The organism is Streptomyces chryseus (genome assembly GCF_014650755.1).
GTDB classification, from domain to species: domain Bacteria; phylum Actinomycetota; class Actinomycetes; order Streptomycetales; family Streptomycetaceae; genus Streptomyces; species Streptomyces chryseus.
Genome location: NZ_BMVO01000001.1, coordinates 700801 through 724767, shown reverse-complemented (window position 1 = coordinate 724767; position 23967 = coordinate 700801). Strand labels below are relative to the sequence as shown.

22 protein-coding genes and 1 pseudogene are annotated in these 23967 nt (G+C 72.4%); 11 read left to right on the top strand and 12 right to left on the bottom strand.

The genetic code is table 11. From position 1 onward, the window contains the following. Nucleotides 1-27 precede the first annotated feature (27 nt). The 5 genes from IE185_RS03380 (at nucleotide 28) to IE185_RS03360 (ending at nucleotide 5677) form a co-directional block, all read left to right on the top strand. Complete coding sequence (locus IE185_RS03380) at nucleotides 28-1230, top strand: lipid II:glycine glycyltransferase FemX (protein WP_138894782.1); 1203 nt, start codon at nucleotides 28-30, stop codon at nucleotides 1228-1230. Continuing rightward, entirely contained in the window at nucleotides 1227-2858 is a 1632-nt protein-coding gene (murJ, locus tag IE185_RS03375; RefSeq protein WP_138894783.1) for a murein biosynthesis integral membrane protein MurJ, read from the top strand. The genes IE185_RS03380 and murJ overlap by 4 nt, the downstream gene beginning before the upstream one ends. A 76-nt stretch (nucleotides 2859-2934) precedes the next feature. Then, the gene (locus tag IE185_RS03370) at nucleotides 2935-3618 is read left to right on the top strand and encodes a response regulator (protein WP_138894784.1); all 684 of its coding nucleotides are present in this window, start codon (nucleotides 2935-2937) and stop codon (nucleotides 3616-3618) included. Then, nucleotides 3618-5135 carry a sensor histidine kinase gene (locus tag IE185_RS03365; protein WP_138894785.1) on the top strand — a complete coding sequence of 506 codons (1518 nt, stop codon included), beginning with the start codon at nucleotides 3618-3620 and terminating at the stop codon, nucleotides 5133-5135. Before IE185_RS03370 ends, IE185_RS03365 begins: the two co-directional genes overlap by 1 nt. Continuing rightward, nucleotides 5132-5677 carry a hypothetical protein gene (locus IE185_RS03360; RefSeq protein WP_170198277.1) on the top strand — a complete coding sequence of 182 codons (546 nt, stop codon included), beginning with the start codon at nucleotides 5132-5134 and terminating at the stop codon, nucleotides 5675-5677. Before IE185_RS03365 ends, IE185_RS03360 begins: the two co-directional genes overlap by 4 nt. A 12-nt stretch (nucleotides 5678-5689) precedes the next feature. Here the strand turns inward: IE185_RS03360 and IE185_RS03355 are convergent, their stop codons facing one another. The 3 genes from IE185_RS03355 to IE185_RS03345 all read right to left on the bottom strand — a co-directional run bounded on the left by IE185_RS03355 (nucleotide 5690) and on the right by IE185_RS03345 (nucleotide 8377). After that, nucleotides 5690-6892 carry a serine hydrolase domain-containing protein gene (locus IE185_RS03355; protein WP_138894786.1) on the bottom strand — a complete coding sequence of 401 codons (1203 nt, stop codon included), beginning with the start codon at nucleotides 6890-6892 and terminating at the stop codon, nucleotides 5690-5692. A 173-nt stretch (nucleotides 6893-7065) separates the two neighbouring features. Continuing rightward, a complete protein-coding gene (locus tag IE185_RS03350) occupies nucleotides 7066-7887 on the bottom strand; it encodes a serine hydrolase domain-containing protein (protein WP_138894787.1) in 822 nt (273 codons plus the stop codon). A 19-nt stretch (nucleotides 7888-7906) separates the two neighbouring features. Then, nucleotides 7907-8377 carry a GNAT family N-acetyltransferase gene (locus IE185_RS03345; RefSeq protein WP_138894788.1) on the bottom strand — a complete coding sequence of 157 codons (471 nt, stop codon included), beginning with the start codon at nucleotides 8375-8377 and terminating at the stop codon, nucleotides 7907-7909. 86 nt (nucleotides 8378-8463) lie between these two features. Here IE185_RS03345 and IE185_RS03340 point away from each other — a divergent pair, with 86 nt between their 5' ends. Together IE185_RS03340 and IE185_RS03335 are read left to right on the top strand one after the other, a co-directional pair. After that, the gene (locus tag IE185_RS03340; protein ID WP_138894789.1) at nucleotides 8464-8919 is read left to right on the top strand and encodes a MerR family transcriptional regulator; all 456 of its coding nucleotides are present in this window, start codon (nucleotides 8464-8466) and stop codon (nucleotides 8917-8919) included. Nucleotides 8920-8926: 7 nt separating this feature from the next. Then, nucleotides 8927-9946: an aldo/keto reductase gene (locus IE185_RS03335; RefSeq protein WP_138894790.1), complete on the top strand. Its 1020-nt coding sequence runs from the start codon at nucleotides 8927-8929 to the stop codon at nucleotides 9944-9946. 166 nt (nucleotides 9947-10112) lie between these two features. Here the strand turns inward: IE185_RS03335 and IE185_RS03330 are convergent. Then, nucleotides 10113-11142 (bottom strand): annotated as a pseudogene (locus tag IE185_RS03330) (acyltransferase family protein). On the opposite strand from IE185_RS03330, the gene IE185_RS32955 reads away from it, so the two are divergent. Continuing rightward, nucleotides 11087-11323, top strand: a complete 237-nt coding sequence (locus tag IE185_RS32955) for a hypothetical protein (protein ID WP_229843354.1) — start codon at nucleotides 11087-11089, stop codon at nucleotides 11321-11323. The pseudogene IE185_RS03330 and the gene IE185_RS32955 overlap by 56 nt on opposite strands. Here the strand turns inward: IE185_RS32955 and IE185_RS03325 are convergent. The 6 genes from IE185_RS03325 to IE185_RS03300 all read right to left on the bottom strand — a co-directional run bounded on the left by IE185_RS03325 (nucleotide 11301) and on the right by IE185_RS03300 (nucleotide 17608). Continuing rightward, nucleotides 11301-12323, bottom strand: coding sequence for an alpha/beta hydrolase (locus tag IE185_RS03325; protein ID WP_189714560.1), 1023 nt, complete (start codon nucleotides 12321-12323; stop codon nucleotides 11301-11303). The two genes, IE185_RS32955 and IE185_RS03325, sit on opposite strands and share 23 nt — an antisense overlap. Nucleotides 12324-12502: 179 nt before the next feature. Next, complete coding sequence (locus IE185_RS03320; protein ID WP_138899326.1) at nucleotides 12503-13177, bottom strand: response regulator; 675 nt, start codon at nucleotides 13175-13177, stop codon at nucleotides 12503-12505. Continuing rightward, nucleotides 13174-14493 (bottom strand): sensor histidine kinase, encoded by a 1320-nt coding sequence (locus IE185_RS03315; RefSeq protein ID WP_189714558.1) that lies wholly within the window; start codon nucleotides 14491-14493, stop codon nucleotides 13174-13176. Before IE185_RS03315 ends, IE185_RS03320 begins: the two co-directional genes overlap by 4 nt. A 138-nt stretch (nucleotides 14494-14631) precedes the next feature. Further along, a complete protein-coding gene (locus IE185_RS03310; RefSeq protein ID WP_189714556.1) occupies nucleotides 14632-15522 on the bottom strand; it encodes a DUF4429 domain-containing protein in 891 nt (296 codons plus the stop codon). A 95-nt stretch (nucleotides 15523-15617) separates the two neighbouring features. Continuing rightward, nucleotides 15618-16829, bottom strand: coding sequence for an alpha/beta hydrolase (locus IE185_RS03305; protein ID WP_138899175.1), 1212 nt, complete (start codon nucleotides 16827-16829; stop codon nucleotides 15618-15620). A gap of 86 nt (nucleotides 16830-16915) precedes the next feature. Then, on the bottom strand, nucleotides 16916-17608 hold the full coding sequence (locus IE185_RS03300) for a TetR/AcrR family transcriptional regulator (RefSeq protein WP_189714554.1): 693 nt from the start codon (nucleotides 17606-17608) through the stop codon (nucleotides 16916-16918). A gap of 116 nt (nucleotides 17609-17724) precedes the next feature. Here IE185_RS03300 and IE185_RS03295 point away from each other — a divergent pair, with 116 nt between their 5' ends. From IE185_RS03295 to IE185_RS03285, 3 genes are all read left to right on the top strand, one after another. Beyond that, nucleotides 17725-19332: an MFS transporter gene (locus tag IE185_RS03295; RefSeq protein ID WP_138894406.1), complete on the top strand. Its 1608-nt coding sequence runs from the start codon at nucleotides 17725-17727 to the stop codon at nucleotides 19330-19332. 150 nt (nucleotides 19333-19482) lie between these two features. After that, nucleotides 19483-19866, top strand: a complete 384-nt coding sequence (locus tag IE185_RS03290) for a peptidase inhibitor family I36 protein (protein ID WP_138894405.1) — start codon at nucleotides 19483-19485, stop codon at nucleotides 19864-19866. Nucleotides 19867-19948: 82 nt separating this feature from the next. Further along, complete coding sequence (locus IE185_RS03285; protein WP_138894404.1) at nucleotides 19949-20212, top strand: small hydrophobic protein; 264 nt, start codon at nucleotides 19949-19951, stop codon at nucleotides 20210-20212. Here IE185_RS03285 and IE185_RS03280 read toward each other — a convergent pair. Then, the gene (locus tag IE185_RS03280) at nucleotides 20194-21021 is read right to left on the bottom strand and encodes a potassium channel family protein (protein WP_138894403.1); all 828 of its coding nucleotides are present in this window, start codon (nucleotides 21019-21021) and stop codon (nucleotides 20194-20196) included. The two genes, IE185_RS03285 and IE185_RS03280, sit on opposite strands and share 19 nt — an antisense overlap. A gap of 71 nt (nucleotides 21022-21092) precedes the next feature. Further along, nucleotides 21093-23825: a pyruvate dehydrogenase (acetyl-transferring), homodimeric type gene (gene aceE, locus IE185_RS03275; RefSeq protein ID WP_138894402.1), complete on the bottom strand. Its 2733-nt coding sequence runs from the start codon at nucleotides 23823-23825 to the stop codon at nucleotides 21093-21095. Nucleotides 23826-23967: the final 142 nt, after the last annotated feature.

Genomic DNA, 23967 nt, shown 5'->3' with positions numbered 1-23967 from the left:
GAGGGGCGGAGAACGGAGGCTCACGCTGTGTCAGCTCTGCTCGTTACGGCGGCCACCCGCAGCCGGGAGACGTGGCTCGGGCCCGTCACCGCCGAGACGTACCGCGCGTTCCTGGCGTCCCGGGCGGCCGGGCCGTCGGGTCCCAGCTTTCTCCAGTGCCCCTCCTGGGCCGCTGTGAAGGAGGGGTGGCAGGCCCGGCTGATCGGCTGGGGACCCGCGCCGGAGGGCTCCGGCCCTCCCGGCGCCGAGGGGCTGACCGGGGCGGCCCTGGTGCTGCTGCGCCAGTTCCCCGGCACCCGGAAGTACTTCGCGTACCTGCCCGAGGGACCGTACGCCGACTGGGCCGATCCCGACATCGACGGCTGGCTGACTCCGCTGCTGAGGCATCTGCGGGAGGCGGGTGTCTTCGCCGTACGCATCGGTCCCGCGCCCGCCTACCGGCGCTGGAACGCACCCCGGCTCAAGCAGCTCACCGGCCGTGGCCGGCGGGTCGACGACGTCCTCGCCTGCGAGGTCGACCCGTTGGGCACCGCCGTGTCCGAGCGGCTGCGCTCACGCGGCTGGCGGCGCTGCGGGGGCGACGGCCCGGCCGGCGACGGCGACGCGCAGCCGCGCCTCGTCTTCCAGGTCCCGCTCGCCGGGCGCACCACCGACGACCTGTGGAACGGGCTCAACCAGGAGTGGCGCCGCAACGTGCGCCGGGCCGAGAAGTCCGGCGTCGAGGTGTCGGTCGGCGGAGCGGCCGACCTCCCCGAGTTCTACCGGCTGCTGCGGATCACCGAGCGGCGCGACGGATTCCGGCTCGGCCGCTCCCTGGCGTACTACGAGCGCCAGTACGAGGTCCTCAACGCCGAGGAGCCGGGCCGGATGAAGCTCTACCTCGCACGCCACGACGGCGAGACGCTCGCCGCCCACACCATGCTCACGGTGGGCCGCCGGGTCTGGTACCAGACGGGCGCCTCCGCCGACCACCGGCGTGAGGTCCGCCCCTCCAACGCCCTGCAGTGGCGCATGCTGCGCGACGCCCACGCAGGCGGCGCCGACGTCTACGACATGCGCGGGGTACCCTCCACCCTCGATCCCGACGACCGCGGACACGGTCTGCTGCGCTGGAAACTCGGCACGGGCGGACAGGTCGTCGAAACGCTGGGGGAGTGGGAAACGCCGATGGCAGGCACGACCAATCACACGCTGTACCGCGCGTTCCAGGCATATCTGGCCCGCCGATGAGCACCACGTCGCTCGCCGCGCCGAAACCGCCGTCCGTACTGCGCAGCGGCGCGCTCATGGCGGCCGGGTCCGTCGTCTCGCGCGCCACCGGGTTCGTACGGTCCGCCGTCGTCGCGGCGGCGCTCGGCGTCGGCGTGACCGCCGACGGATACGCGGTCGGCAACACCGTGCCGACCATCGTCTACATGCTGCTGCTCGGCGGCGCCCTCAACGCCGTCTTCGTGCCCGAGCTGGTCAAGGCCGCCAAGGAGCACGAGGACGGCGGAGCCGCGTACACCGACCGGCTGCTCACCGCCTGCGTCGTGGCGCTGCTGGCGATCACCGCGGGCGCGGTCCTCGCGGCGCCCGCCATCGTCGGCGCGTACACCGACTACTCCGGCGCGCAGGAAGGCATGACGGTCGCCTTCGCCCGCTACTGCCTGCCGCAGATCTTCTTCCTCGGCCTGTTCACCCTGCTCGGCCAGGTCCTCAACGCACGCGGCCGGTTCGGCGCGATGATGTGGACGCCGGTCCTCAACAACGTCGTGGTCATAACGGTGTTCGGGCTCTACCTCGGGCTCGCCGGCACGTCCGACGGCCCCCTGTCGCCGGCCCGCACGGCCTGGCTCGGCTGGGGCACCACCGCCGGCATCGCCGTCCAGGCGCTGGCCCTCCTGCCCGTGCTGCGCGCGGCCCGGTTCCGCTGGCGGCCCCGGTTCGACTGGCGGGGCAGCGGACTGACCAGGCCGATGCGCGCGGCCGGCTGGCTGGTGATGCTGGTCCTCACCAACCAGGCCGCGTACTGGGTGGTGACCCGGCTGGCCACGTCGGCCGGAGAGCGGGCGCTGGCCCAGGGCATCGGCGGCGGCGTCGGCTTCAGCGCTTACAACAACGCCTACCTCCTGTGGGCCGTGCCGCACGGCATCGTGACCGTCTCGCTCGTCACCGCCCTGATGCCCCGGATGAGCGGGGCGGCGGCCGACGGCGACGGGACGGCCGTACGCCGCGACGTCTCGTACGCGCTGCGCAGCAGCGCCGCCGCCGTCGTCCCGGCGGCCTGCGCGCTGCTCGCGCTGGCCCAGCCGCTGATGGCGCTCGTCTTCCAGTACGGCAGGACCGGCGCCGACGACATCGCGGCGATGTCCGGCATCCTCATGGCGTTCGCGCCGGGCCTGGTCGCCTTCTCGGGCCAGTACGTCCTCTCCCGCGCCTTCTACGCCCTGCGCGACACCCGCACCCCCTTCCTCCTCAACCTGGCGATCGCCGGACTCAACGCGGGCCTGTCCACAGCCGCGTACCTCCTGCTGCCGGCGCGCTGGGCGGTCACGGGCATGGCCGGGGCGTACTCGCTCGCCCTGTGCGCGGGCTGGGCCCTCACGGCGTACACCCTGCACCGGCGCCTGCCCCCGGACCGGACGGCGGGACGCTCCCCCTCCCTGGCCGCACACGCCCGGCTGCTGGCCGCCGCCGTGCCCGCCGCGGCCCTCGGCCACCTCGCCGCCGGCTGGGCGGCCGGAGCCGGTGCCCCGGCGGCGACGGCGGCGGGAGCGGCCGCGATCCTCGCGGTGTTCGCCGTCCTCGCCAAGCCGCTGCGCCTGACCGAGGTCGACGCCCTGCTGACGGGAGCGGTACGGCGGCTGCGGCGATGAGGACGGCGACCGCGAGGCCATCGCCCGCGAGGAAAGCGACGTACACCCGGCCCACACCCCTTGGGATACTCCACAGATGCCACGCGTGCTCCTGATCGAAGACGACCCCTCCGTGCGCGAAGGGGTCGAGCTGGGTCTGCGCCGCCGCGGCCACGACGTGCGGACCGCCGCCACCGGGGAGGCCGGGCTCGCCGCCCTCGCCGAGTTCCGCCCCGACCTGCTGCTCCTGGACCTGATGCTGCCGGGCATGAACGGCGTCCAGGTCTGCCGACGGGTGCGCGAGAGCAGCCAGTTGCCGATCATCATGCTCACCGCCCGCGGCGACGACTTCGACGTCGTCATCGGCCTGGAGGCGGGCGCCGACGACTACATCGTCAAGCCGGCCCGTACGGAGGTCATCGAGGCCCGCATCCGGGCCGTGCTGCGCCGCATCGAGGAGCCCGGCGGCGGGCGGCCCGCCGTCGAGTTCCACGGCGAGCTCGCCGTCGACCGGGCCGGGCTCACCGTCGCCAAGTCCGGCGAGCGCGTCTCCCTCGCCCCCTCGGAACTGAAGCTCCTGCTGCACCTGTGCGCCGCCCCGGAACAGGTCTTCAGCCGGCAGCAGTTGCTGGAACACGTCTGGGAGCACAGCTACCACGGCGACGCGAGGCTCGTCGACGCGTGCGTCCGGCGGCTGCGCAACAAGATCGAGGACGTTCCGGGCAGCCCCCGCTACATCCAGACCCTGCGCGGCTTCGGCTACCGCTTCGGGCCCCTGTGATGGTCTCCGGGCTGCGCACGCGGCTCGTCCTCGCCTTCCTGCTCGTCGCCGCCGTGGGCTGCGGCACCACCGCCGCCCTCACCTACCGCGAGGCGCGCAACGCCATCCTGGAACAGGCGCAGGACACGGCCGTCTCGTCCTTCCGCGACCAGATCCAGGAACTCCACGTCAACCTGCCGCCCAACAACGAGCAGATGCAGGGAATGGTCCGCGGGCTCGCCCGGCAGGGCAAGCCCCGCAACTGGTGGGTGTACGTCGAGTACGGGTCGGTCCGGCTCTCCTCCGGCACCAACCCCACCTCCACCGTCATCACGCCCGCGCTGCGCCGCCAGGCCCGGGCCACCCCGCACGGCAGCTTCCAGCGGGTCGTCAAGAACGGCGAGCCCTACCTGACCATGGTCATGCCGGTCGTCTTCAAGACCGCCCAGACGGGCACCGGAGGACAGACGGAACGGCCCACCGGTCTCACCTTCTACGCCGTCATGCGGCTGACCGACGAACAGGCCAACGTCGACGCCATGGTCGTCGCCGCCCGGGACGGCGCGCTGCCGGCGCTCGCGATCGCCCTGGTGCCCGCCCTCCTCGCCGCCCGCAGTGTGCTGCGCCCGGTCCGCGACCTGCGGCAGGCGGCCCGCAGCCTCGGGCGGGGCAGGCTGGACACCCGTATCCCCGTCAAGGGCGGTGGGGAACTCTCCGAACTCGCCCGCACGTTCAACGAGTCCACCGCGGCGCTCGAACGCTCCGTGGACGAACTGCAGCGCGCCGAGGCCCGCGCCCGCCGCTTCGCCTCCGACGTCTCGCACGAACTGCGCACCCCGCTCGCCGGGATGCTCGCCGTCACCGAACTGCTCGACGAGGACGCGGCCGGCCTGGACCCGGACACGGCCGCGGCCGTCCGGCTGATCAGCAGCGAGACGGACAAACTCGCCGTACTGGTCGAGGACCTGATGGAGATCTCCCGCTTCGACGCCCGCGCGGCCGAGCTGAACACCGACGAGGTCGACGCGGCCGAGACCATCCGCAGGACCCTCCAGAGCCGGCACTGGACCGACCCCGCGCGGATCGTCCTCGACCTGCCCGACGGCATCCGCGCCCGGCTCGACCCTCGGCGCTTCGACGTCGTGATCGCCAACCTCGTCGGCAACGCCCTGCGGCACGGCCGGCCGCCCGTCACGGTCGCGCTGCGCACCGAGACCCGCCCGCCGGCCCCGCGGGCAGCCGAGGGGGCGGCGGACGGCACGCCGGACACACCGGGCGACGGGAGCACGCACTGGCTGGTCACCGAGGTGGCCGACCGGGGCCCCGGCATCCCGGCGGACGTGCTGCCGCACGTCTTCGACCGCTTCTACAAGGCGGACCAGGCTCGTACCCGCTCGGAGGGCAGCGGCCTGGGACTCGCCATCACCCTGGAGAACGTACGGCTGCACGGGGGTACGGTCCGGGCCGCGAACGGCCCCGACGGCGGCGCCGTGTTCGTCGTCGAGATACCCCTCACCACGAGCGAGGTGACCGCGTGAGGCGGATACGCGCCGCCGCGGCAGGGGCCTCGGCGTCGCTGCTGCTGCTCGCCGGGTGCGGGGTCCAGGCCAGCGAAGTGGTCGAGGCGGGCGGCCCGGCCGTCGTTCCCGTCGCCCCCGACCATGACGAGCGCGTGCTGCTCTTCTTCACCGGACCGGACGGCTCGTCGATCCCGGTGGCCAGGTACGCCGACCCGGCGATGGGCCCGGTGTCGACCGCCAGGACGCTCGACGCGCTGCTGAACGGTCCCACCGAAGAGGAGCGGGCGGCCGGGATCAGGACCCGGCTGCCCGACGGGAACAAGACGGTCGAGGTGAGACCTGCGGCGCGGGAGGACAGCCGGCCGGGGGAGAAGGCGGGCCGCCCGGCGGGTGCGCGGGAGGCGGTCCGCGTCACGACCGGGTTCGCCGTGCGTTCCCTCGACGCGGCCGCCGTCCGGCAGCTGGTCTGCACCGCGGCGCACGCCGAGGACCCCGAGGGCCTGGTGAAGGTGGTCCTCACGGGAAGCGCCGGCTCGCTGCCGGCCACCGCGTGCGCCTAGGCCCCCTCGCGTCTACGACCGCCCGGGGACCGGGCGGTCGTAGACGTTGTCCGGGGTGACGATCTCGGTGATCGCCCGGGCGAGCAGCGTGGACGGCTCCTGGCCCTCGTGCAGGGCGTCGGTGTTCAGCATCAGCACCAAGGTGGCCTTCTGCGACGGGAGATAGACGGTCACGCTCTCGTAGCCCGGCAGGGAGCCGTTGTGCCCGATCCATCCGCCGGTCTTCAGGATGCCGAGGCCGTACGTCGTACCGGGGAAGCCGGTCGGCAGCGTCTTGAGCCGCTCCCGCTGGGTCTGGGGGCTGAGCAGCGTCCCAGTGGCGACGATCCTGGCCCAGCGGCGCAGGTCGTGCAGGTTTGAGATCATCGCCCCGGCGGACCAGCCCCAGCTGGGGTTCCAGTGCGTGGCGTCCGCCAACTCGCCGCTCAGCGTCTGGTCGGTGTAGCCGCGCGCGTGCGGCTCGGGGAACTCGGCGCCCTTCGGGAGCAGCGTGTGGTGCAGGCGGGCCGGGTCGAGCACCCGCTGCTGCAGGAAGTCGCCGAACCGCCGGCCGCTGACCTTCTCGATCACCAGCCCGAGCAGGATGAGGTTGCTGTTGGAGTACTGGAACTTCGTGCCCGGCGCGAAGGTGTTCCGGTGCTTGTAGCCGTACGCGAGCAGCTCCCTCGGCTCCCACGAGCGGCTCGGGTCGCCCTCCAGTTCGCGCGCGAACTCCGGGTCCGCGGTGTACGGGAACAGGCCGCTGCGCATCTCGGCGAGGTGGCGCAGGGTGATCCGGCGGCCGTTGGGCACGCCGTCGATGTAACGGGAGATCGGGTCGTCCAGCCGGATCCGGCCGTCGTCGACGAGCTTGAGCAGCGCGGTGACGGTGAACGTCTTCGTCTCGCTGCCGATCCGCGAGTAGAGGTCGGTGGTCATCGGCCGGCCGGTGGCGGTGTCGGCGACCCCCGTCGCGCGGACGTAGCTCCCCTTGCCCGGCATCCACACTCCGACGACGACGCCGGGGATGCGGGCCTGCCGGCGGACGTGCTCGATGGTCTGGTCCAGCCGGGCGTTCAGCTCGGGACCGAGACCGCCCGGCGGGTACGTGTCCTGTTCGTGCCGGTCGATGCCCGGCGCGTGGACGGCCGTGGCGGGAGTCGCCGCCAGGGGGGCCAGCACGCACGCCACGAGGAGCCCTGCGGCGAACAGACGGCGGTGGGGGGTACGTCGCATGGAGGGCGCCTCTTCCAGGTCAGGGGCTCGGACGGCAAACATCACCACCCGGTCCCCCGGTGGAAGTCCTCGTCCGGTACGCGGTCCGGCGAGTCCACTCGTTCGGAGCCACCCCCGACCCCCGCCCACGAGCGCGCGGCCCGTGGCAACGTGTCCGCGCGGGGCGGCGGAACCTAGCGGGCGGCGAATCCGGCCAGTACCGCGTCCGTGAACGGCGGCCACACCTCGACGGCCCACGGGCCGAACGCGCGGTCCGTCAGCGCGACGCAGGCGAGGCCCGCGTCCGGGTCGACCCACAGGAACGTACCGGACTGGCCGAAGTGCCCGAACGTGCGCGGCGAGGACGAACCGCCCGTCCAGTGCGGGGACTTGGAGTCGCGGATCTCGAAGCCCAGGCCCCAGTCGTTGGGGTTCTGGTGGCCGTAGCCCGGCAGGACGCCCTTCAGCCCGGGGTGGACCACGGCCGTCGCCTCGGCGACCGTGCGGGCGTCCAGCAGGCGCGGGGCCTGGAGCTCGGCGGCGAAACGCACCAGGTCGTCGACGGTCGAGACGCCGTCCTTGGCGGGCGAGCCGTCCAGCGAGGTGGCCGCCATGCCCAGCGGTTCGAGCACCGCCTGGCGCAGGTAGTCGGCGAAGGGGATGTCCGTCGCCTTCGCGATGTGGTCGCCGAGCACCTCGAAGCCCGCGTTCGAGTAGAGCCTGCGCTCACCGGGCGGGGCCATCACACGGTGCTCGTCGAAGGCCAGACCGCTGGTGTGGGCGAGGAGGTGGCGGACCGTGGACCCCTCGGGGCCGGCCGGCTCGTCGAGCTCGACGGCCCCCTCCTCGTACGCGACGAGCGCGGCGTACGCGGCGAGCGGCTTGGTGACCGACGCCAGCGGGAAGCGGTGGCCGGTCGGGCCGTACGACCCGAGGACGGCGCCGTCCGCGCGCACGACGGCGGCCGCCGCGGTGGGTACCGGCCAGTTCTCGATCAGCGACGCCAGGCTCTGCATGCGTACGAGCGTAAGGGCTTCACAGGGTGAGCCGCATGGAGGGGTCGGGCTTGCGCACGAAGCCCAGCGAGGCGTAGAGCGGCTCCGCCTCGGCCGACGCGTTGAGGTCGACGCTGCCCGCGCCGCGCTCGCGGAACCAGTCGAGCAGTGCCTGGACGCACGCGCGGGCGTGGCCCCGGCGGCGGTGGCCGGGGTCGGTGGCGACGCTGAAGACATATCCATGCGCGCCGTGGGGATTGCCGGAGCGCCCGATGCGGTACTCGACCGTTCCGGCCGCGAGCGCGGCCAGCGCACCGGGCCGGCCGGGGTGGTCGACGACGAAGGCGGCGAAGTTCCCGTCCGGCTCGGCGAGTTTCTTCCGTACGGTCGGAAGGGACTGGGCGTGCCAGTCGGTGGACGGCTCACCGGCGTGGACGGAGTCGATCATGACTTGGCGCAGACGGAGCACTTCGGCGGCGTCCGCGGCGGTGGCGCGGCGTGCGGGATTCATGATCCCGGAGGCTAGTCAGGACGTCCGCGGATTTCTTCCGGTTTACGGTTGCTTGGAGCGCACTCCAAGGTCCTAGCGTGGAGGTCATGACCGTGACGGAAACCGTCCCCGCGCGCACCGATTCCTGCGCCACCGCGCCCCGGGCGCACCCCCGTCCCGCGGGCCGGGACCACTACACGATCAGCGAGGTCGCCACGCACACCGGCCTCACCGCGTACACCCTGCGCTGGTACGAGCGGATCGGGCTGATGCCGCACGTCGACCGCTCGCACACCGGCCAGCGGCGCTTCAGCAACCGGGATCTGGACTGGCTGGCCTTCGTCGGCAAGCTGCGGCTGACCGGCATGCCGGTGGCGGACATGGTCAGGTACGCCGAACTGCTGCGGGAGGGCGAGCACACCTTCGAGGAGCGGCAGGAGCTGCTGGAGTCCACACGCCGGGACGTACGGGCGCGCATCGACGAACTGCGGGACACGCTCGCCGTACTGGACTACAAGATCGACTTTTACGCGGACGCCCGGAGGGCGTCGGAGAGGGCCTGAAACCCACATGAGCGACGAGAACAAGATCGACAAGGCCCGACTGGGAACCGGTGGGCCGGAAGTCGGCGTACAGGGCCTCGGCTGCATGGGCATGAGCTTCGCCTACGGGCCCACGGACGCCGACGAGGCCCGGGCCACGCTGGAGCGGGCGCTCGAACTGGGCATCACCCTCTACGACACGGCGGACGCGTACGCGGCCGGTGAGAACGAGAAGTTCCTCGCGCCGTTCTTCCGGGCGCACCGGGACGAGGTCGTCATCGCGACGAAGTTCGCGCTGGCCGTCGACCCCCGCGACCCGTCGAAGCGGACCATCAGCAACGACCCCGCCTACATCCGCCAGTGCGTCGAGGGCAGCCTCCAGCGCCTCGGCGTCGACGAGATCGACCTCTACTACATGCACCGGCGTGACGTGAACGTCCCCATCGAGGAGTCGGTCGGCGCGATGGCCGAGCTGGTGCGCGAGGGCAAGGTCAAGCACCTCGGGCTGAGCGAGGTGACCGGCGGCGAGCTGCGGGCCGCGCAGGCCGTGCACCCGATCGCGGCCGTGCAGTCCGAGTGGTCGCTGTTCAGCCGCGACATCGAGGAGGGCGTCGTACCGGCGGCCCGGGAACTCGGCGTCGCCCTGGTCCCGTACTCACCGCTCGGCCGCGGCTTCCTCACCGGTTCCTTCACCAGCGCCGAGAAGGACCTGACCGAGGACGACTTCCGCCGGAGCCAGCCCCGCTACAACGGCGACAACGCGGCGGCGAACGCCGCGCTGCTCGAACCGGTGCGCAAGCTCGCCGAGGGCCGCACCGCCACGCTCGGCCAGGTCGCCCTCGCCTGGGTGCACCAGCAGGCCCGGGTGCACGGCCTCGCCGTCGTGCCGATCCCGGGAACCCGCAAGCGCACCCGCGTCGAGGAGAACGCGGCGGCGACGCGGCTCCTGCTCACCGAGAGCGAGATGGAACTGCTGGAACCGATCGCGAGCCGGGTCGCGGGCGGCCGCTACGCGGACATGACGTTCACGTCGGCGGGCCGGGAGTAGGACCGCCGGGGGTCCGGGGCGCCGCCCCGGACCCCTGACCCCCGGGCGCCGCCCCTGGCCCCGCTCCACGAACCGGCCCGTCCGCCGTCGCCCCCTGGCCCGTCCGCCTCCGCCGTCCGCCGTCCGCCGTCCGAGACCGTGCCCGGACGGCGCCCGGCCCCCCGGCTCACGCCAGCCCCAGCGCGAACACCGCGAAGCCCGCCGCCAGTACCCCCGCCGCCGCGCGCCGGGCCGCCGGCGCGTTCTCCCACGGCGCCTCGAACGCCCGCGCGTACCGCCCGATCAGGATCAGAAGCCCCGCGAACACCGGCAGCCACGCGACCCTCGCAAGAATCCAGCCGAGCGAGTCCGGCGCCCCGGTCAGGCCCGGAACCGTACCGAGGAACGAGGCGGGGACGGCCGCGGCGAGCATCGCCGTCTGGTGCCAGCACAGGATCGTCATCGCCGACAGGTTGATCACGACGACCGGCGCCCACAGCGCCGGCCTGCGCAGCAGCCGCCCGATCCGGTCGCGCAGCAGGATCGCCGCACCGCTCTGCGCCGCCGCGAGGGCCGGTACCAGCAGGGACGGCGGGTGCGAGTTGGTGCGGACCTCTCCCGGTACGCCGACCATCGACGCCGGGTAGTGGAACACCACCAGCAGCGCGGCGAACAGCACCGTCCCACCGGCGAGCAGCACCGCCCCGCCGCGCCCGCCGATGCGCTTCTCGCCCCAGCAGACGCCGAGTTGGTACGCGAAGAGCCAGCCCGGCAGCAGGTTCAGCAGGCTCAGCCACGACGGCACGGCCTCGGCGTACGGCCCGTACCGCAGGAAGTCGACGACCGCGACGGAGGCGACGAGCGGTGCGGCGGCCCAGGCGCCCATCCTCCGCGAGGCCCGGACGCAGTACGGCGTCAGGGCGGTCACCCCGACGTACACCCCGACGAACCACAGGGGCTGGATCACCAGCGTCGACCCGGTCCGCAGCGTCGTGCCCGGCACCCCCGCCGCGTACAGCACCGGCAGCAGCAGCGCCCACACGGCGGTCACGCCGAGCACCGGCCGGCCGAGCCGTGCGATCCGGCCGCGCAGCCACGTACCGGTCGGGCCGGTGGCGGCGGTACGACAGGACGGACGCGTATCCGCCGACCAGGAAGAAGATGCCCAGCGTCTGCAGCACCCAGCTCACGGGCGCGAAGAAGCCGAAGGAGGCCAGCGGGCTGGCGTTGTGCAGCGCGCCGCCGTCGTCCGGCGTGAAGCCGCCGAGCATCCAGTGGCCGGCGGGCACCGCGAGCAGGGCCAGGGCGCGCAGACCGTCGACGGCCCGGTCGCGGTGGGCGGGGGTCCGCGCCTCGATCCTCGCCGCCAGAGCCCTCATCGGGACGCTCCCACGGTGATCGACGCGAAGGTACGCAGGGACTGCGTGCCGGGGGCGAAGTAGCCGGTGTGCCCGTCGGCGTCACCGGCCGGTACGCGGCGGGCGCCGAAGGCCGGGTCGGTGGGGTCGGCGCCGTGGCCGAGCCCCGCGAACTCGACGTTCGGGACCCTGCCGATCCAGTCGGAGGGGTCCTTGGCGGCCCACACGCGGGCCCGCGTGCCCAGGCCGCCGACGTTGTCCGCGCGCATCCCGGGCGAGCCGAGCGCCACGATGTCGGCGGCGTCGAGGCGGGAGGCGGCCAGTCCGCAGACCACCGAGCCGTAGCTGTGGCAGAAGAGGGCCGGGTCCGGGGCGCCGGTGGCGTCGAGCCCGTCCGTCAGCCGGGCGAGGCGGTCGGCCCCGGCCTCGGCGAGGTCACCCGTGGCGGCGTCCACGCCCACACCGACGGGGGTGGTGTAACCGGCCCAGGCGATCACGGCGGTGCGGTGGCCCTTCGTCGCGTCGCGCAGCGACTTCGCCATGCCGGCGGGGGTGCCGTAGGGGTCGTTCGTACGGTCGAAGGTGGCGGCGTCGATGTCCGAACCGGGGACCACGACGGCGACGTGCCGGGCCGTCGCCAGGTCCCCGTACACCTCGGCCACCTGGCCCCGGCCGCGCGGGTCGAGGGCGAGGATCCGGCGGCCGGGGCCGGCCAGGCGGCCCAGGCCGACGGCCTTCGCGGTACGGGCGTTGGCGGCGTAACGGAGCTCGACGGGGACGCCGTCCAGGTTGCCCACGACGGTGGGGTGCCGGCGGACCAGGTCCTGCCGCCTGCCGGGGCCGAGCGCCGCGAAGAACCGGGCGACTTCGGCCGGGGTGGTCGTGGCGGGGTCGGGCAGGCCCTCGCTCCGCCAGGCGGCGGTGCCGGGGGGCGGGCCGGTGACCGGCTCCTGCGCGGTGCCGGAGGCCCAGCCCGCGGTGCCCGCTACGACGGTTGCCGCGAGCGCTAGTGCGACCAGGGTCCTCTTGAGACGGCGCATGGTTCCCTCTTCCTCTTCCGGTTGCCGGTGGCCGGCGGAGAGGAAGGTAGGAGGACGACGCCGAGCCGGGCGTCACACCAGGGGGCCAAGTCGTGGGTGCTACTGGGGTATTGGGGGTGCCGGGCTTCTCGTACCCGGTCCCGGCGTGTGCCGCGTTGCGGCGCCACAGCCGCCCGGCGTCAGGCGCCCGGCGAGACCAGGCCCGACTCGTACGCGAAGATCACCGCCTGCGCGCGGTCGCGCAGGTCCAGTTTGGCCAGGACGCGGCCGATGTGCGTCTTCACGGTCTGCTCCGCCAGCACCAGTCGCGCGGCGATCTCCTGGTTCGACAGGCCCCGGGCGATCAGTTCGAGGACTTCCGTCTCGCGGGGTGTGAGCCCGTTGAGGCGCAGGGACGGGTCCTTGCGGGGCGCGGGCCGCTGCCGTGCGAAGTCCGCGATCAGACGCCGTGTCACCGACGGTGCCAGCAGCGCCTCTCCGGCCGCCACCACTCGCACCGCCGAGATCAGGTCGGCCGGCGGCGCGTCCTTGAGGAGGAACCCGGACGCCCCGGCGCGCAGCGCCTCGTACACATAGTCGTCCACGTCGAACGTGGTGAGCATGAGGACCTTCGGCCGGTGGACGACGCCCGGCGGCGGGTCCAGCAGCTCGCGCGCCGCCGCGAGCCCGTCCATCTCCGGCATGCGTACGTCCATGAGGACCACGTCGGGGTGGGTGGTCCGGCTGACCTCGATGCCCTGCCGCCCGTCCGGCGCCTCGCCGACCACGTCGATGTCGCTCTGCGCCGACAGCAGCGCGGCGAACCCCGCCCGCACCATGGCCTGGTCGTCGACGATGATCACGCGGATGGTCATGGGGAGGCGGGTTCCTTCGTGCCGAGGGGAAGCCGGGCGGCGACCCGGAAGCCGCCGTCGGGCAGCGGGCCGGTGTCGAGCGTGCCGCCCGTCAACCGTACGCGCTCCCGCATTCCGACGAGGCCGTGACCGCCCGCCCCGCTCGCCTCGACGGGCGAAGTGGGTCCGCAGGGAGGGCCGTTGACGACGAGGACGGTCAGGTCCGCGCCGTCGCAGGAGACGGAGACCCGGGTCGTGGCGCCGGGCGCGTGCCGCACCACGTTCGCCAGCGCCTCCTGGACGATGCGGTACGCGGAGAGGTCGACGGTCTGCGGCAGCCGGCCGGGCTCCGCGAGGCCCGAGGTCAGGGACAGCTCGGCCGGCACCCCCGCCCGTACCGTCGCCTCCACGAGCTGCTGGAGCCGGTCGAGGCCGGGCTGCGGGGCGCGCTCGCCCGTCGCGTCCTCGCTGCGCAGGACCGAGAGCAGCCGCCGCATCTCGGTCAGCGACTCCCGCGCGCTCGCGGCGATCGAGGCGAACTCCTCCCGCGCCTGCGGCGGGAGGCCCTCGACGCGGTACGGCGCGGAGTCGGCCTGCACGGTGATCACCGACATGTGGTGGGCGACGACGTCGTGCAGTTCGCGGGCGATACGGGTGCGTTCCTCCAGCAGTGTGCGCCGGGACCGCTCCTCCTCGCTGATGGTCTCCTGCTCGACGAGCCGCCGCTGTGCCTCGCCGCGTTCGCGCAGCGCGCCGCCTATGACGAGGACGACGGCGCTGAGCACGACGAGAAGGGCGTGCGTACCGCCGCTCTCCTCGGAGAAGAACCGGCCGAGGACGAGACCGGCGGCGCCGGTGACGAGCCAGACGCCGACGAGGGTCCGGCGCGTCTCGCGCAGCGCCAGCGCGAACAGCAGGAACAGGTACGCGACCATGACGGGCGGGGTCCACGGCCAGGGGGCCTGCGTGCCGGGCCCGTTGACGGCGAACAGCCCGCCGGCGACATCGGCGGGCAGGATGATCCACCACGCCTGGAGCGGCCGGTGGGCGATCATCAGCAGCGGCACGGTCTGCGCGACGGCGATCGCCCCGGCGAGCCCGCCGGACACGCCGTAGTCGTTGGTGAGGACGGCGTGCGTGACGGGCAGGAAGACCGCGACGAGACCCACCACGACGGCGTACGGCAGCAGCCGCTGCCAGCGCTTCGGGGCGTCTGCGAACAGCGGCGTCGGCGCGTGCGAGGGGTGGCTGACGGCGTGCGCGAGGACCCGCGCGTTGCGGCGTCCGGCGGCGAGGAGACCGTCGACGGGGGGCGGGGGAGCGGGGGGTTCGGTCATGGCCCGGCCAGCGTAGGCGCGAGGCCGCCGGGCGGGCGTCGTACCGCGGTGCCAACCCGGGCCTCATACCCAGGTACGACACTCCGCGCGGCCGGGGCCGGACCGTGCGCCGCCGAACCCCGCCCGCACCTCTCGTCCCTACAGCTCCGCGAGCAACTCCGCCTTCTTCGCGGTGAACTCCTCGTCCGTCACGAGGCCCGCCTCGCGCAGGTCGCCGAGGTGGCGGATCCGCTCGGCGATGTCGGCGGGGTCGCGCCGCGCGGCATCCGGCGCCGGTTCGGCCGGAGCCGCGTCCAGCGGCGGCGGCGCGCTTCCCGTGCGGACCGCCCCGAGCACCGCCGCGGCGAACGGCAGCGACTCGTGCACCGGGCCGTACCCGAGGCCGAAGACGACCGCGGCGGGGTCCTGGTCCGCCTGGGCCGGCTGCGGGGGGAGCGTCGTCAGGCCGCTGTCGCGCCGCAGCAGCCGCAGGTACCCGTCGAACACGTCGGGGGAGCGCCACTCCACGCCGTTCAGCTCCTGGACGTGGAAGCTCTGGTCGCCCGCCTTCCACTTCGCCGAGGACGCACCCGTCCAGAACCAGCGGAAGGACACCCGCGTCCCGTCGAAGGAGGCCTTGCCGTCGTACGCCTTGAAGTGCACCGGCGCCTGCGGGGCGGCCACCAGGAACTTCTCGGCGGGCAGCTTCGCCTCGGGGGCCAGCACGGCGCGCAGTTCGTCGCCGTAGTACTCCGCGAGGGTCTCGCGCTCGGCGGGCAGCACCAGCCGGTACGGATCGGAGCCGTCCCGCAACTGCCCGGCCGCGGCCTCCATCAGCGGGTCGGCGCCCGGTCTCGGGGTCGCGTGCAGAACGACTGTGCCGCGCTTCCCCGGCGTCAGGGTCACCGACGCCAGCGCCTCGTGGGGGATGCGCCGTTCGCCGAGCGCCTGGAACAGCTTCGGCGTGCGGATCCCCCGTTCGAAGCGGATGACCACGGAGTCGCTCTCGAACTCCCAGGTGGCATGAATTCCGGCCAGCACATCACCCATGCGGCTCATCGTATGCGGCGTGCGCCCGCGCGTCGCCCCTCGGTGCCGGCCACAATGTTCCGGCTCCCTCGGGTCGCCACGAGGTTCTACGCGCGTCAGTTCGCTTCCGCACCGGAAATTCCGCTCCGGCATGCCCCGTCGTCGCCGGCGCAGCGCACTGTGGAGTACGAGCCGACGCCTATCCCGGCGAAGTTGCTGAGACTTGTCGTCCCCGGCTCGAAGTAACCGGTGTGCCCGACCGCACCGGACGCCGACAACACCCGCGCCCCGAACTCCGGTGTCATCGGGTCCGCGCCGTGGCCCAGCCCGCCGACCGCCAGGTACGGCACGTCCTGGATCCAGTCGTCGTGGTCCCGGGTCGCCCACACCCGCGCTCCGGTGCGCAGTTCCCTCGCGCTCTCGACCCGCATGCCGGGGCTGCCGGCGACCGCGATGTCGGCGACCCGCGGCGGCAGCGAGGGCGCCGCGACGCCGCACACCACCGAGCCGTAGCTGTGGCAGAAGAGCGAGACCTTCGAGTCGCCGGGCAGGGCCCGCACGAGGGAGTCGAGCCGCTTGGAACCCTCCCTGGCGAGCCGGCCGATGGCCGCGTCCATGCCGACGCCGACGGGCGAGGTGTAGTCGGCCCAGGCGATGACGGCGGTACGGGTCCCCGGCGACGCGGCGCGCTCGGCGGCGTACAGCGACTTCGCCATGCCCACCGGCGCGGTGTACCTGCGGCGCGTCCGCTCGAAGTTCACCACGTTGGTGTCGACGCCGGGGACGACGACCGACACCCGCTCGGCGCGGCCGAGGTCGCCGAAGACCTCGGAGACCCGCCCGGAGCCGACGGGGTCGAACGCGAGGATCTGCCGCCCCTCACCCATGAGCGACGCGAAGCGCTGCTCCCTGCGCTGCGCCGTCAGGCGGCCGGCGGAAGTGAGCCGCTCGTCGTGCATCCGCTGCCGCTCGACCTTCCGCGCCTGGGTCAGGGCCAGGCGGTTGGCCCGGTAGCGCAGGGTGAGCGGGACGCCGTTCAGGTTGCCGACGACCAGCGGGTAGCGGTCGACGAGCCGGGCGCGCTGGGCGGCGGTGAGACCGGCGAAGAAACGGGCGAGCCGGTCGGGCGGCGACCCGGCCTCCGGCAGCGCGCGGCCGTCGATGCCGCCGACGGCCCACGCGGCCAACGACGCCGTACGGAGGTCGGAGTCGCCCTTGTGGCGGCGTATCGCGGTCCAGCCCGTGGTGGCCAGCAGGATGAACACCACGGCGAGAGCGAGCAGCGCGCGCCATGCGTTGAGGGTGGGGGAGGAGTCGAAGGAAGTCACTGCTGGCCACCCTAGGAGAAGGCGGGGGCTCGTCGCGAAATCCGTGACGCACATCACGTTTCAGCGGTACGGAGGCTGAGGCTCCGTCACACTCCGTGTGTGCCGGGCACGCCCGGCGTGCGCTCGGGGGCGCGCCAGTCCGCCGCGAGCGCCGGTTCGAGGTGGTCCAGGTACAGCTCGGTCAGCGTCCTGATCGACTCCATGCTGGTGTCCCCGCCCTGCCCCCACAGCCGCCCCGTGACCCGCATGACGCCGGTGAACGCGGCCACGGCGATGCGCGGGCGCGGGTCGGCGTCGAGGTCGAGCCCCTCGCGGTCGGCGATGATCCGGGCGGTGCGCTCCTCCAGCTCGGTGGAGCGGCGCAGATGGGCGGCGAGCAGCGCGGGCGTCGACTCGATCATCAGGTAGGTGCGCATGTGCAGTTCGACCGGTACGACGGCCTCGATCGCCTCGCCGATGGTGTTCCACGAGTACAGGACCGCGTTGCGCATGGCGGTGAACGGGCGCTCCCGCGCGGGGCGCACCAGCAGCTCCGCCACGAAGCGCGACTCCACCATCTCCTGGACGGCGAAGGCGGCTTCCTCCTTGCTGGCGAAGTAGCGGAAGAAGGTGCGCTGGGAGACCTCGACGGCCTCGGCGATCTCGTCGACGGTCGTGTGCTCGTACCCGCGGGTGGTGAAGAGCTCCAGCGCGACCCGCAGCAGGGCGTCGCGGGTGCGCTGTTTCTTGCGCTCGCGCAGCCCTGTCGTCGGCTCGTCGGCCGCCTGCCGCTCGGTCATCCCTGGGTACGCCTCTTCCGCCTTTGTCCAGCTCAGGATACCTGTGAGCTACGTGACAGTTACCGTCTTGTGAGTTCGTTTGTCAACTGTCAGTGGCTGACATTAGCGTGGTCGGTATGACTAGTCAGACCACCATCGACAAGGCGCCGCCGCCGCAGGATCCCGCGCCCGCGCCGGCCAAGGGGCTCCGTGGCCACCCCTGGCTGACGCTCTTCTCCGTGGCGATCGGCGTGATGATGGTCGCGCTCGACGGCACGATCGTCGCGATCGCCAACCCCGCCATCCAGAAGGACCTCGGCGCCTCGCTCGCGGACGTCCAGTGGATCACCAACGGTTACCTGCTCGCCCTCGCCGTCGCGCTGATCACCGCCGGCAAGCTCGGCGACCGCTTCGGCCACCGCCAGACCTTCCTGATCGGCATAGCCGGCTTCGCCGTCGCCTCCGGGGCCATCGGCCTCTCCAGCGAGATCTCCCTGGTCATCGCCTTCCGCGTACTCCAGGGTCTGTTCGGCGCGCTCCTCATGCCGGCCGCGCTCGGCCTGCTCCGCGCCACCTTCCCGGCCGAGAAGCTGAACATGGCCATCGGCATCTGGGGCATGGTCATCGGCGCGTCCACCGCGGGCGGCCCGATCGTCGGCGGCCTGCTCGTCGAGCACGTCAGCTGGCAGTCCGTCTTCTTCATCAACGTGCCCGTCGGCATCGTCGCGCTGGCCTTCGGCCTGGTGATCCTCAAGGACCACCGCGCGGAGAACGCCCCGCGCTCCTTCGACGTCCCCGGCATCGTGCTGCTCTCCGGCGCGATGTTCGCCATGGTCTGGGGCATCATCAAGGCCGGCGAGTGGGGCTGGGACAGCCCCAGTACCTGGGTCTGGCTGGGCGCTTCCGTCGTCCTCTTCGCGGTCTTCGCCGTCTGGGAGACGAAGGTGAAGGAACCGCTCATCCCGCTCGCGATGTTCCGGTCCGTCCCGCTCTCCGCGGGCGTCGTCCTCATGGTCCTCATGGCCATCGCCTTCATGGGCGGCCTGTTCTTCGTGACGTTCTTCCTCCAGGGCGTGCACGGCATGAGCCCGGTCGACAGCGGGCTGCACCTGCTGCCGCTGACCGGCATGATGATCGTCTCCTCGCCGCTGGCGGGCGTGCTCATCACCAAGTTCGGCCCCCGGGTCCCGCTGGTCGGCGGCATGGTCGCCACGGCCGCCGCCATGTTCGGCATGACCACGCTCACGGCCGACACCAGCACCCTGATGATGTCGCTGTGGTTCGGCCTCCTCGGACTCGGCCTCGCACCGGTCATGGTCGGCGCCACCGAGGTCATCGTGGGCAACGCCCCGATGGAGCTCTCCGGCGTCGCGGGCGGACTTCAGCAGGCCGCCATGCAGGTCGGCGGTGCGCTCGGCACCGCGGTCCTCGGCGCGATCATGTCCGCGAAGGTCAGCTCCGACTTCGCGGGCAACTGGAAGGAAGCGGGCATCCCGATCCCGGCCGACCCCAAGCTGGAAGAGGCGGCCGAGTTCGCCTCCGTACCGGCGAAGGAACTCGCCAAGGCGGGCCTGGAACCGCCGGTGATCGAGAAGATCGGCGCCGTCATCCATGACACGTTCGTGTCGGGCATGCACCTCGCCTTCACCGTCGCCGGAGTCGTCGCGGTCGTCGCGGCGCTCGTCGCCACCCTGACGAAGCGCGGTGAGAACGCGGACGCGGCCGCGGGCGGCGCGCACATCTGACGTCAACCCCGTGCGTACGACAGCCCCGCCGGACGGTTCCGGCGGGGCTGTCGCCTATCCGGGTGGATCGGCGCCAGGCGTCTTCCGCCACGGTGTCGGCGCAGCTCAGGGTGGGTCCGACTGATCCGCACGACACGGGGGTTGATTCCGATGCGCACGACCGTTCCGATGCTGCGTACGACCGTCCTCGCGGCCGGGGCCCTGGCCGTCACCGCACTGCTGCCGCAGCCCGCCGAGGCGGGGCCGCCGCGCCTCGGCACCTGCTCGGCCGGCGAGCTCTGCCTGTGGGCGAAACCGGACTTCAAGGGAGCGCGACAGACCCACGAACTGTCCGGCACGGACATCGAGAGCTGCGTCCCGCTCCCGCCCGGCACCGACGCCCAGGCCGTCGCCAACCGCACGGGCCGGCCGGTCACGACGTACCAGTCGCCGGAGTGCGCGGAGACCGGCGAGTTCGAGACCTACCCGGGCGGCGGGACCTGGGTGCCGCAGTCGCCGTACCGTGTACGGGCGTTCAAAGTATGGGAGAACTGAGGGGGATGCGCGCCGGAAAGCGGGGCAACCGGTGGTCAAGCCCGGATCACACGAATTCCAGGGCACGACCTAGGGAGTGACCATGGCGAGCAACAGCCGCGCACACAGCCCGTCCAACACCAGCGCCCTCAGCTGGATCTCGCTCATCTGCGGCATCATCGGCTTCTTCACCTTCGGCATCGTCCTCGGTCCGGTGGCGCTGATCACCGGCTGGATCGCGATGGGCAAGCGCTTCAACAGCGGCAACGTGCCCGCCATGATCGGCTTCATCCTCGGCCTGATCATCACCGTCCTCGCGATCATCGCGCTGATAGGCGGCGCCGCCGTCTACGGCATGTCGATCTGACGCACCTGCTCCGCACGCGGTGACGGGGCCGCCCCGACGGGCGGCCCCTCACCCGTGCCGGGCGCCGGGACCGGCACCCCGGACGCCCCCGACGCCAGCTCCGAGACCTGTGCCCGCAGGGCCCGCACCTCCGCCGTGAGCAGTTCGATCGCCGCCGTCTGACGGCGCTCCTCCACGTCGTCCCGCTCGAAGCGGGAGATGAACCAGGCCGCGATGTTCGCCGTCACCACACCGAGCAGCGCGATCCCCGAGAGCATCAGGCCCACCGCCAGCACCCGGCCGAGGCCGGTCGTGGGGGAGTGGTCGCCGTACCCGACGGTCGTCATCGTCGTGAACGACCACCACACGGCGTCACCCAGCGTCTTGATGTTCCCGTCGGGCGAGTCCCGCTCGACCTCCAGCACGGCCAGCGAGCCGAACATCAGCAGACCCACCACCGCGCCGCCGACGTAGGTCGTGAGCTGTATCTGCGGCGCCATCCTGGCCCGCCGGCCGACCAGCAGCAGCGTGGAGACGAGCCGCAGCAACTGCAGGGGCCGCAGCAGCGGCAGCAGCACGGCGAGCAGGTCCAGCGGGTGACTGCGGACGAACAGCCACTTGCCCGGGGACAGGGCCAGCCGTACGACGTAGTCCAGGGCGAAGGCCCCCCACACCACCCACTCGGTCACCAGGCACACCTGGCGCACCAGAGAGTTGGCGTCGGGCGCCACTATCGGCACCGCGTACGCGAGGGCGAAGGCCCCGGCCAGCCCCAGCAGGAGCCCATGTGTGCGCTGTTCCCACTGGGTCTGCGCCGTCTGCACCTTCATGCCCGCATCGTAAGGAACGCCGAAGGGCGGCGGGACCAGAGGGTCCCGCCGCCCTTCGCGCTCGTACAGTGCTACGCGTCGCCGCCGGCCGCGCCGGGGTCCGCCGCCGTCACGTCCAGCAGCTGGTAGTGGTCGACCGCCTGCTTCAGCGCCGAGCGGTCGATCCGGCCGTCCCTGGCGAGCTCGGTGAGCACCGCCAGGACGATCGACTGCGCGTCGATGTGGAAGTACCGACGGGCCGCCCCACGCGTGTCGGCGAAGCCGAAGCCGTCAGCGCCGAGCGAGGTGTACGTACCCGGCACCCAGCGGGAGATCTGGTCCGGAACCGAACGCATCCAGTCCGAGACCGCCACGAACGGGCCCTGCGCCCCGGAGAGCTTCCGCGTCACGTACGGGACGCGCATCTCCTCCTCCGGGTGCAGCAGGTTGTACTCGTCCACCGCGACCGCGTCGCGGCGCAGCTCGTTCCAGGAGGTGGCGGACCAGACGTCGGCCTTGACGTTCCACTCGTCCGCGAGGATCCGCTGCGCCTCGACCGCCCACGGGACCGCCACACCGGAGGCCATGATCTGGGCCGCGATCTCGCCCTTCTCGCCCTCCTTGAAGCGGTAGATGCCCTTGAGGATGCCCTCGGCGTCCACGTTCTCGGGCTCCGCCGGGTGCTGGATCGGCTCGTTGTAGACGGTCAGGTAGTAGAAGACGTCCTCGGCGTTGTCGCCGTACATCCGCTTGAGACCGTCCTGCACGATGTGCGCGATCTCGTACCCGAACGCCGGGTCGTACGACACACAGCCCGGGTTCGTCGACGCGAGCAGCTGCGAGTGGCCGTCCGCGTGCTGGAGGCCCTCACCGGTCAGTGTCGTACGGCCGGCGGTCGCGCCGAGCACGAAGCCGCGCGACAGCTGGTCGGCCATCTGCCAGAACTGGTCGCCGGTCCGCTGGAAGCCGAACATCGAGTAGAAGACGTAGACCGGGATCAGCGGCTCGCCGTGCGTCGCGTACGCCGAACCGGCGGCGATCAGCGAGGCCGTGCAGCCCGCCTCCGAGATGCCGTCGTGCAGCATCTGACCGGTCGGCGACTCCTTGTACGCGAGCAGCAGGTCGCGGTCGACCGCCTCGTACTGCTGGCCCAGCGGGTTGTAGATCTTCGCACTCGGGAAGAAGGCGTCCATGCCGAAGGTGCGGTACTCGTCGGGCGCGATCAGCACGAACCGCTTGCCGATCTCCTTGTCCCGCATGAGGTCCTTGAGCACGCGCACGAACGCCATGGTCGTGGCGATCGACTGCTGGCCGGAGCCCTTCTTCGCGGCCGCGTACGTCTTCTCGGCCGGCAGCGGCAGCGGCTTCGCCCGGACGACACGGGTCGGCACGTACCCGCCCAGCGCGTTGCGCCGGTCGTGCATGTACTGGATCTCCTCGGACTCGCGGCCCGGGTGGTAGTACGGCGGGTAGCCCTCGTCCAGCTGCTTGTCCGTGATCGGGATGTGCAGCCGGTCGCGGAAGCGCTTGAGGTCCTCGACCGTCAGCTTCTTCATCTGGTGCGTCGCGTTGCGGCCCTCGAAGTTCGGACCCAGCGTCCAGCCCTTGACCGTCTGCGCCAGGATCACGGTCGGCTGGCCCTTGTGCGCCTTGGCCGCCGCGTACGCCGCGTACACCTTCTTGTGGTCGTGACCGCCGCGTCCCAGGTGCAGGATCTGGTCGTCGGTCATGTTCTCGACCATGGCGCGCAGGCGGTGGTCGTCACCGAAGAAGTGGTTGCGGATGTACGCGCCCGTCTCCGTCGCGTACGTCTGGAACTGACCGTCGGGGGTCGTGTTGAGCTTGTTGACCAGCACGCCGTCGCGGTCCTGCGCGAGCAGCGGGTCCCAGCTCCGGTCCCAGACCAGCTTGATGACGTTCCAGCCGGCGCCCCGGAACTGCGACTCCAGCTCCTGGATGACCTTGCCGTTGCCGCGCACCGGGCCGTCGAGGCGCTGGAGGTTGCAGTTGACGACGAAGGTCAGGTTGTCCAGGCCCTCACGGGCGGCGATGGACAGCTGGCCGAGCGACTCGGGCTCGTCCATCTCACCGTCGCCGAGGTACGCCCAGACGTGCGACTTGGAGGTGTCGGCGATGCCGCGCGCCTCCATGTAGCGGTTCATCCGCGCCTGGTAGATCGCGCCGAGGGGGCCGAGGCCCATCGAGACGGTCGGGAACTCCCAGAAGTCCGGCATCAGCCGGGGGTGCGGGTACGACGACAGGCCGTTCGGGAACTTCGACTTCTCCTGGCGGAAGGCGTCGAGCTGCGCCTCGGAGAGCCGGTCCAGCAGGTACGCGCGGGCGTAGATGCCCGGGGAGGCGTGCCCCTGGAAGAAGATCTGGTCGCCGCCGTCGCCCTCGTCCTTGCCCCGGAAGAAGTGGTTGAAGCCGACGTCGTACAGCGAGGCGGAGGAGGCGAACGTGGCGATGTGACCGCCCACGCCGATTCCCGGGCGCTGCGCCCGCGACACCATCACGGCCGCGTTCCAGCGGGTCGCGTTGAGGACCTTGCGCTCGATCTCCTCGTTGCCGGGGAAGAACGGCTCGTCCTTGGTGGCGATGGTGTTGACGTAGTCCGTGCTGCGCATCTCGGGCACGGCCACGCGCTTCTCACGGGCCCGCTCGATGAGGCGGAGCATCAGGTAGCGGGCGCGCTCGCGGCCCCGCTCGTCGACGGCGGCGTCGAGGGAGTCGAGCCATTCCTGGGTCTCTTCGGGATCGAAGTCCGGGACCTGGCTCGGAAGGCCGCCAATGATGATCGGATTACGATCGGATCCGGAAGCCACGCTGTTCCTTCGCTGGTTGGGTCTTGAGGGGTGTCGCGCCGCCTCCATCGTGTACCCCTGAATCGCAAACGTCACCTCTACTGAGGGGTAACCCCCTCTCGGCGAGAGGCTCGGCGTCCGCCCGGGGATGGGTCCGGCCAAA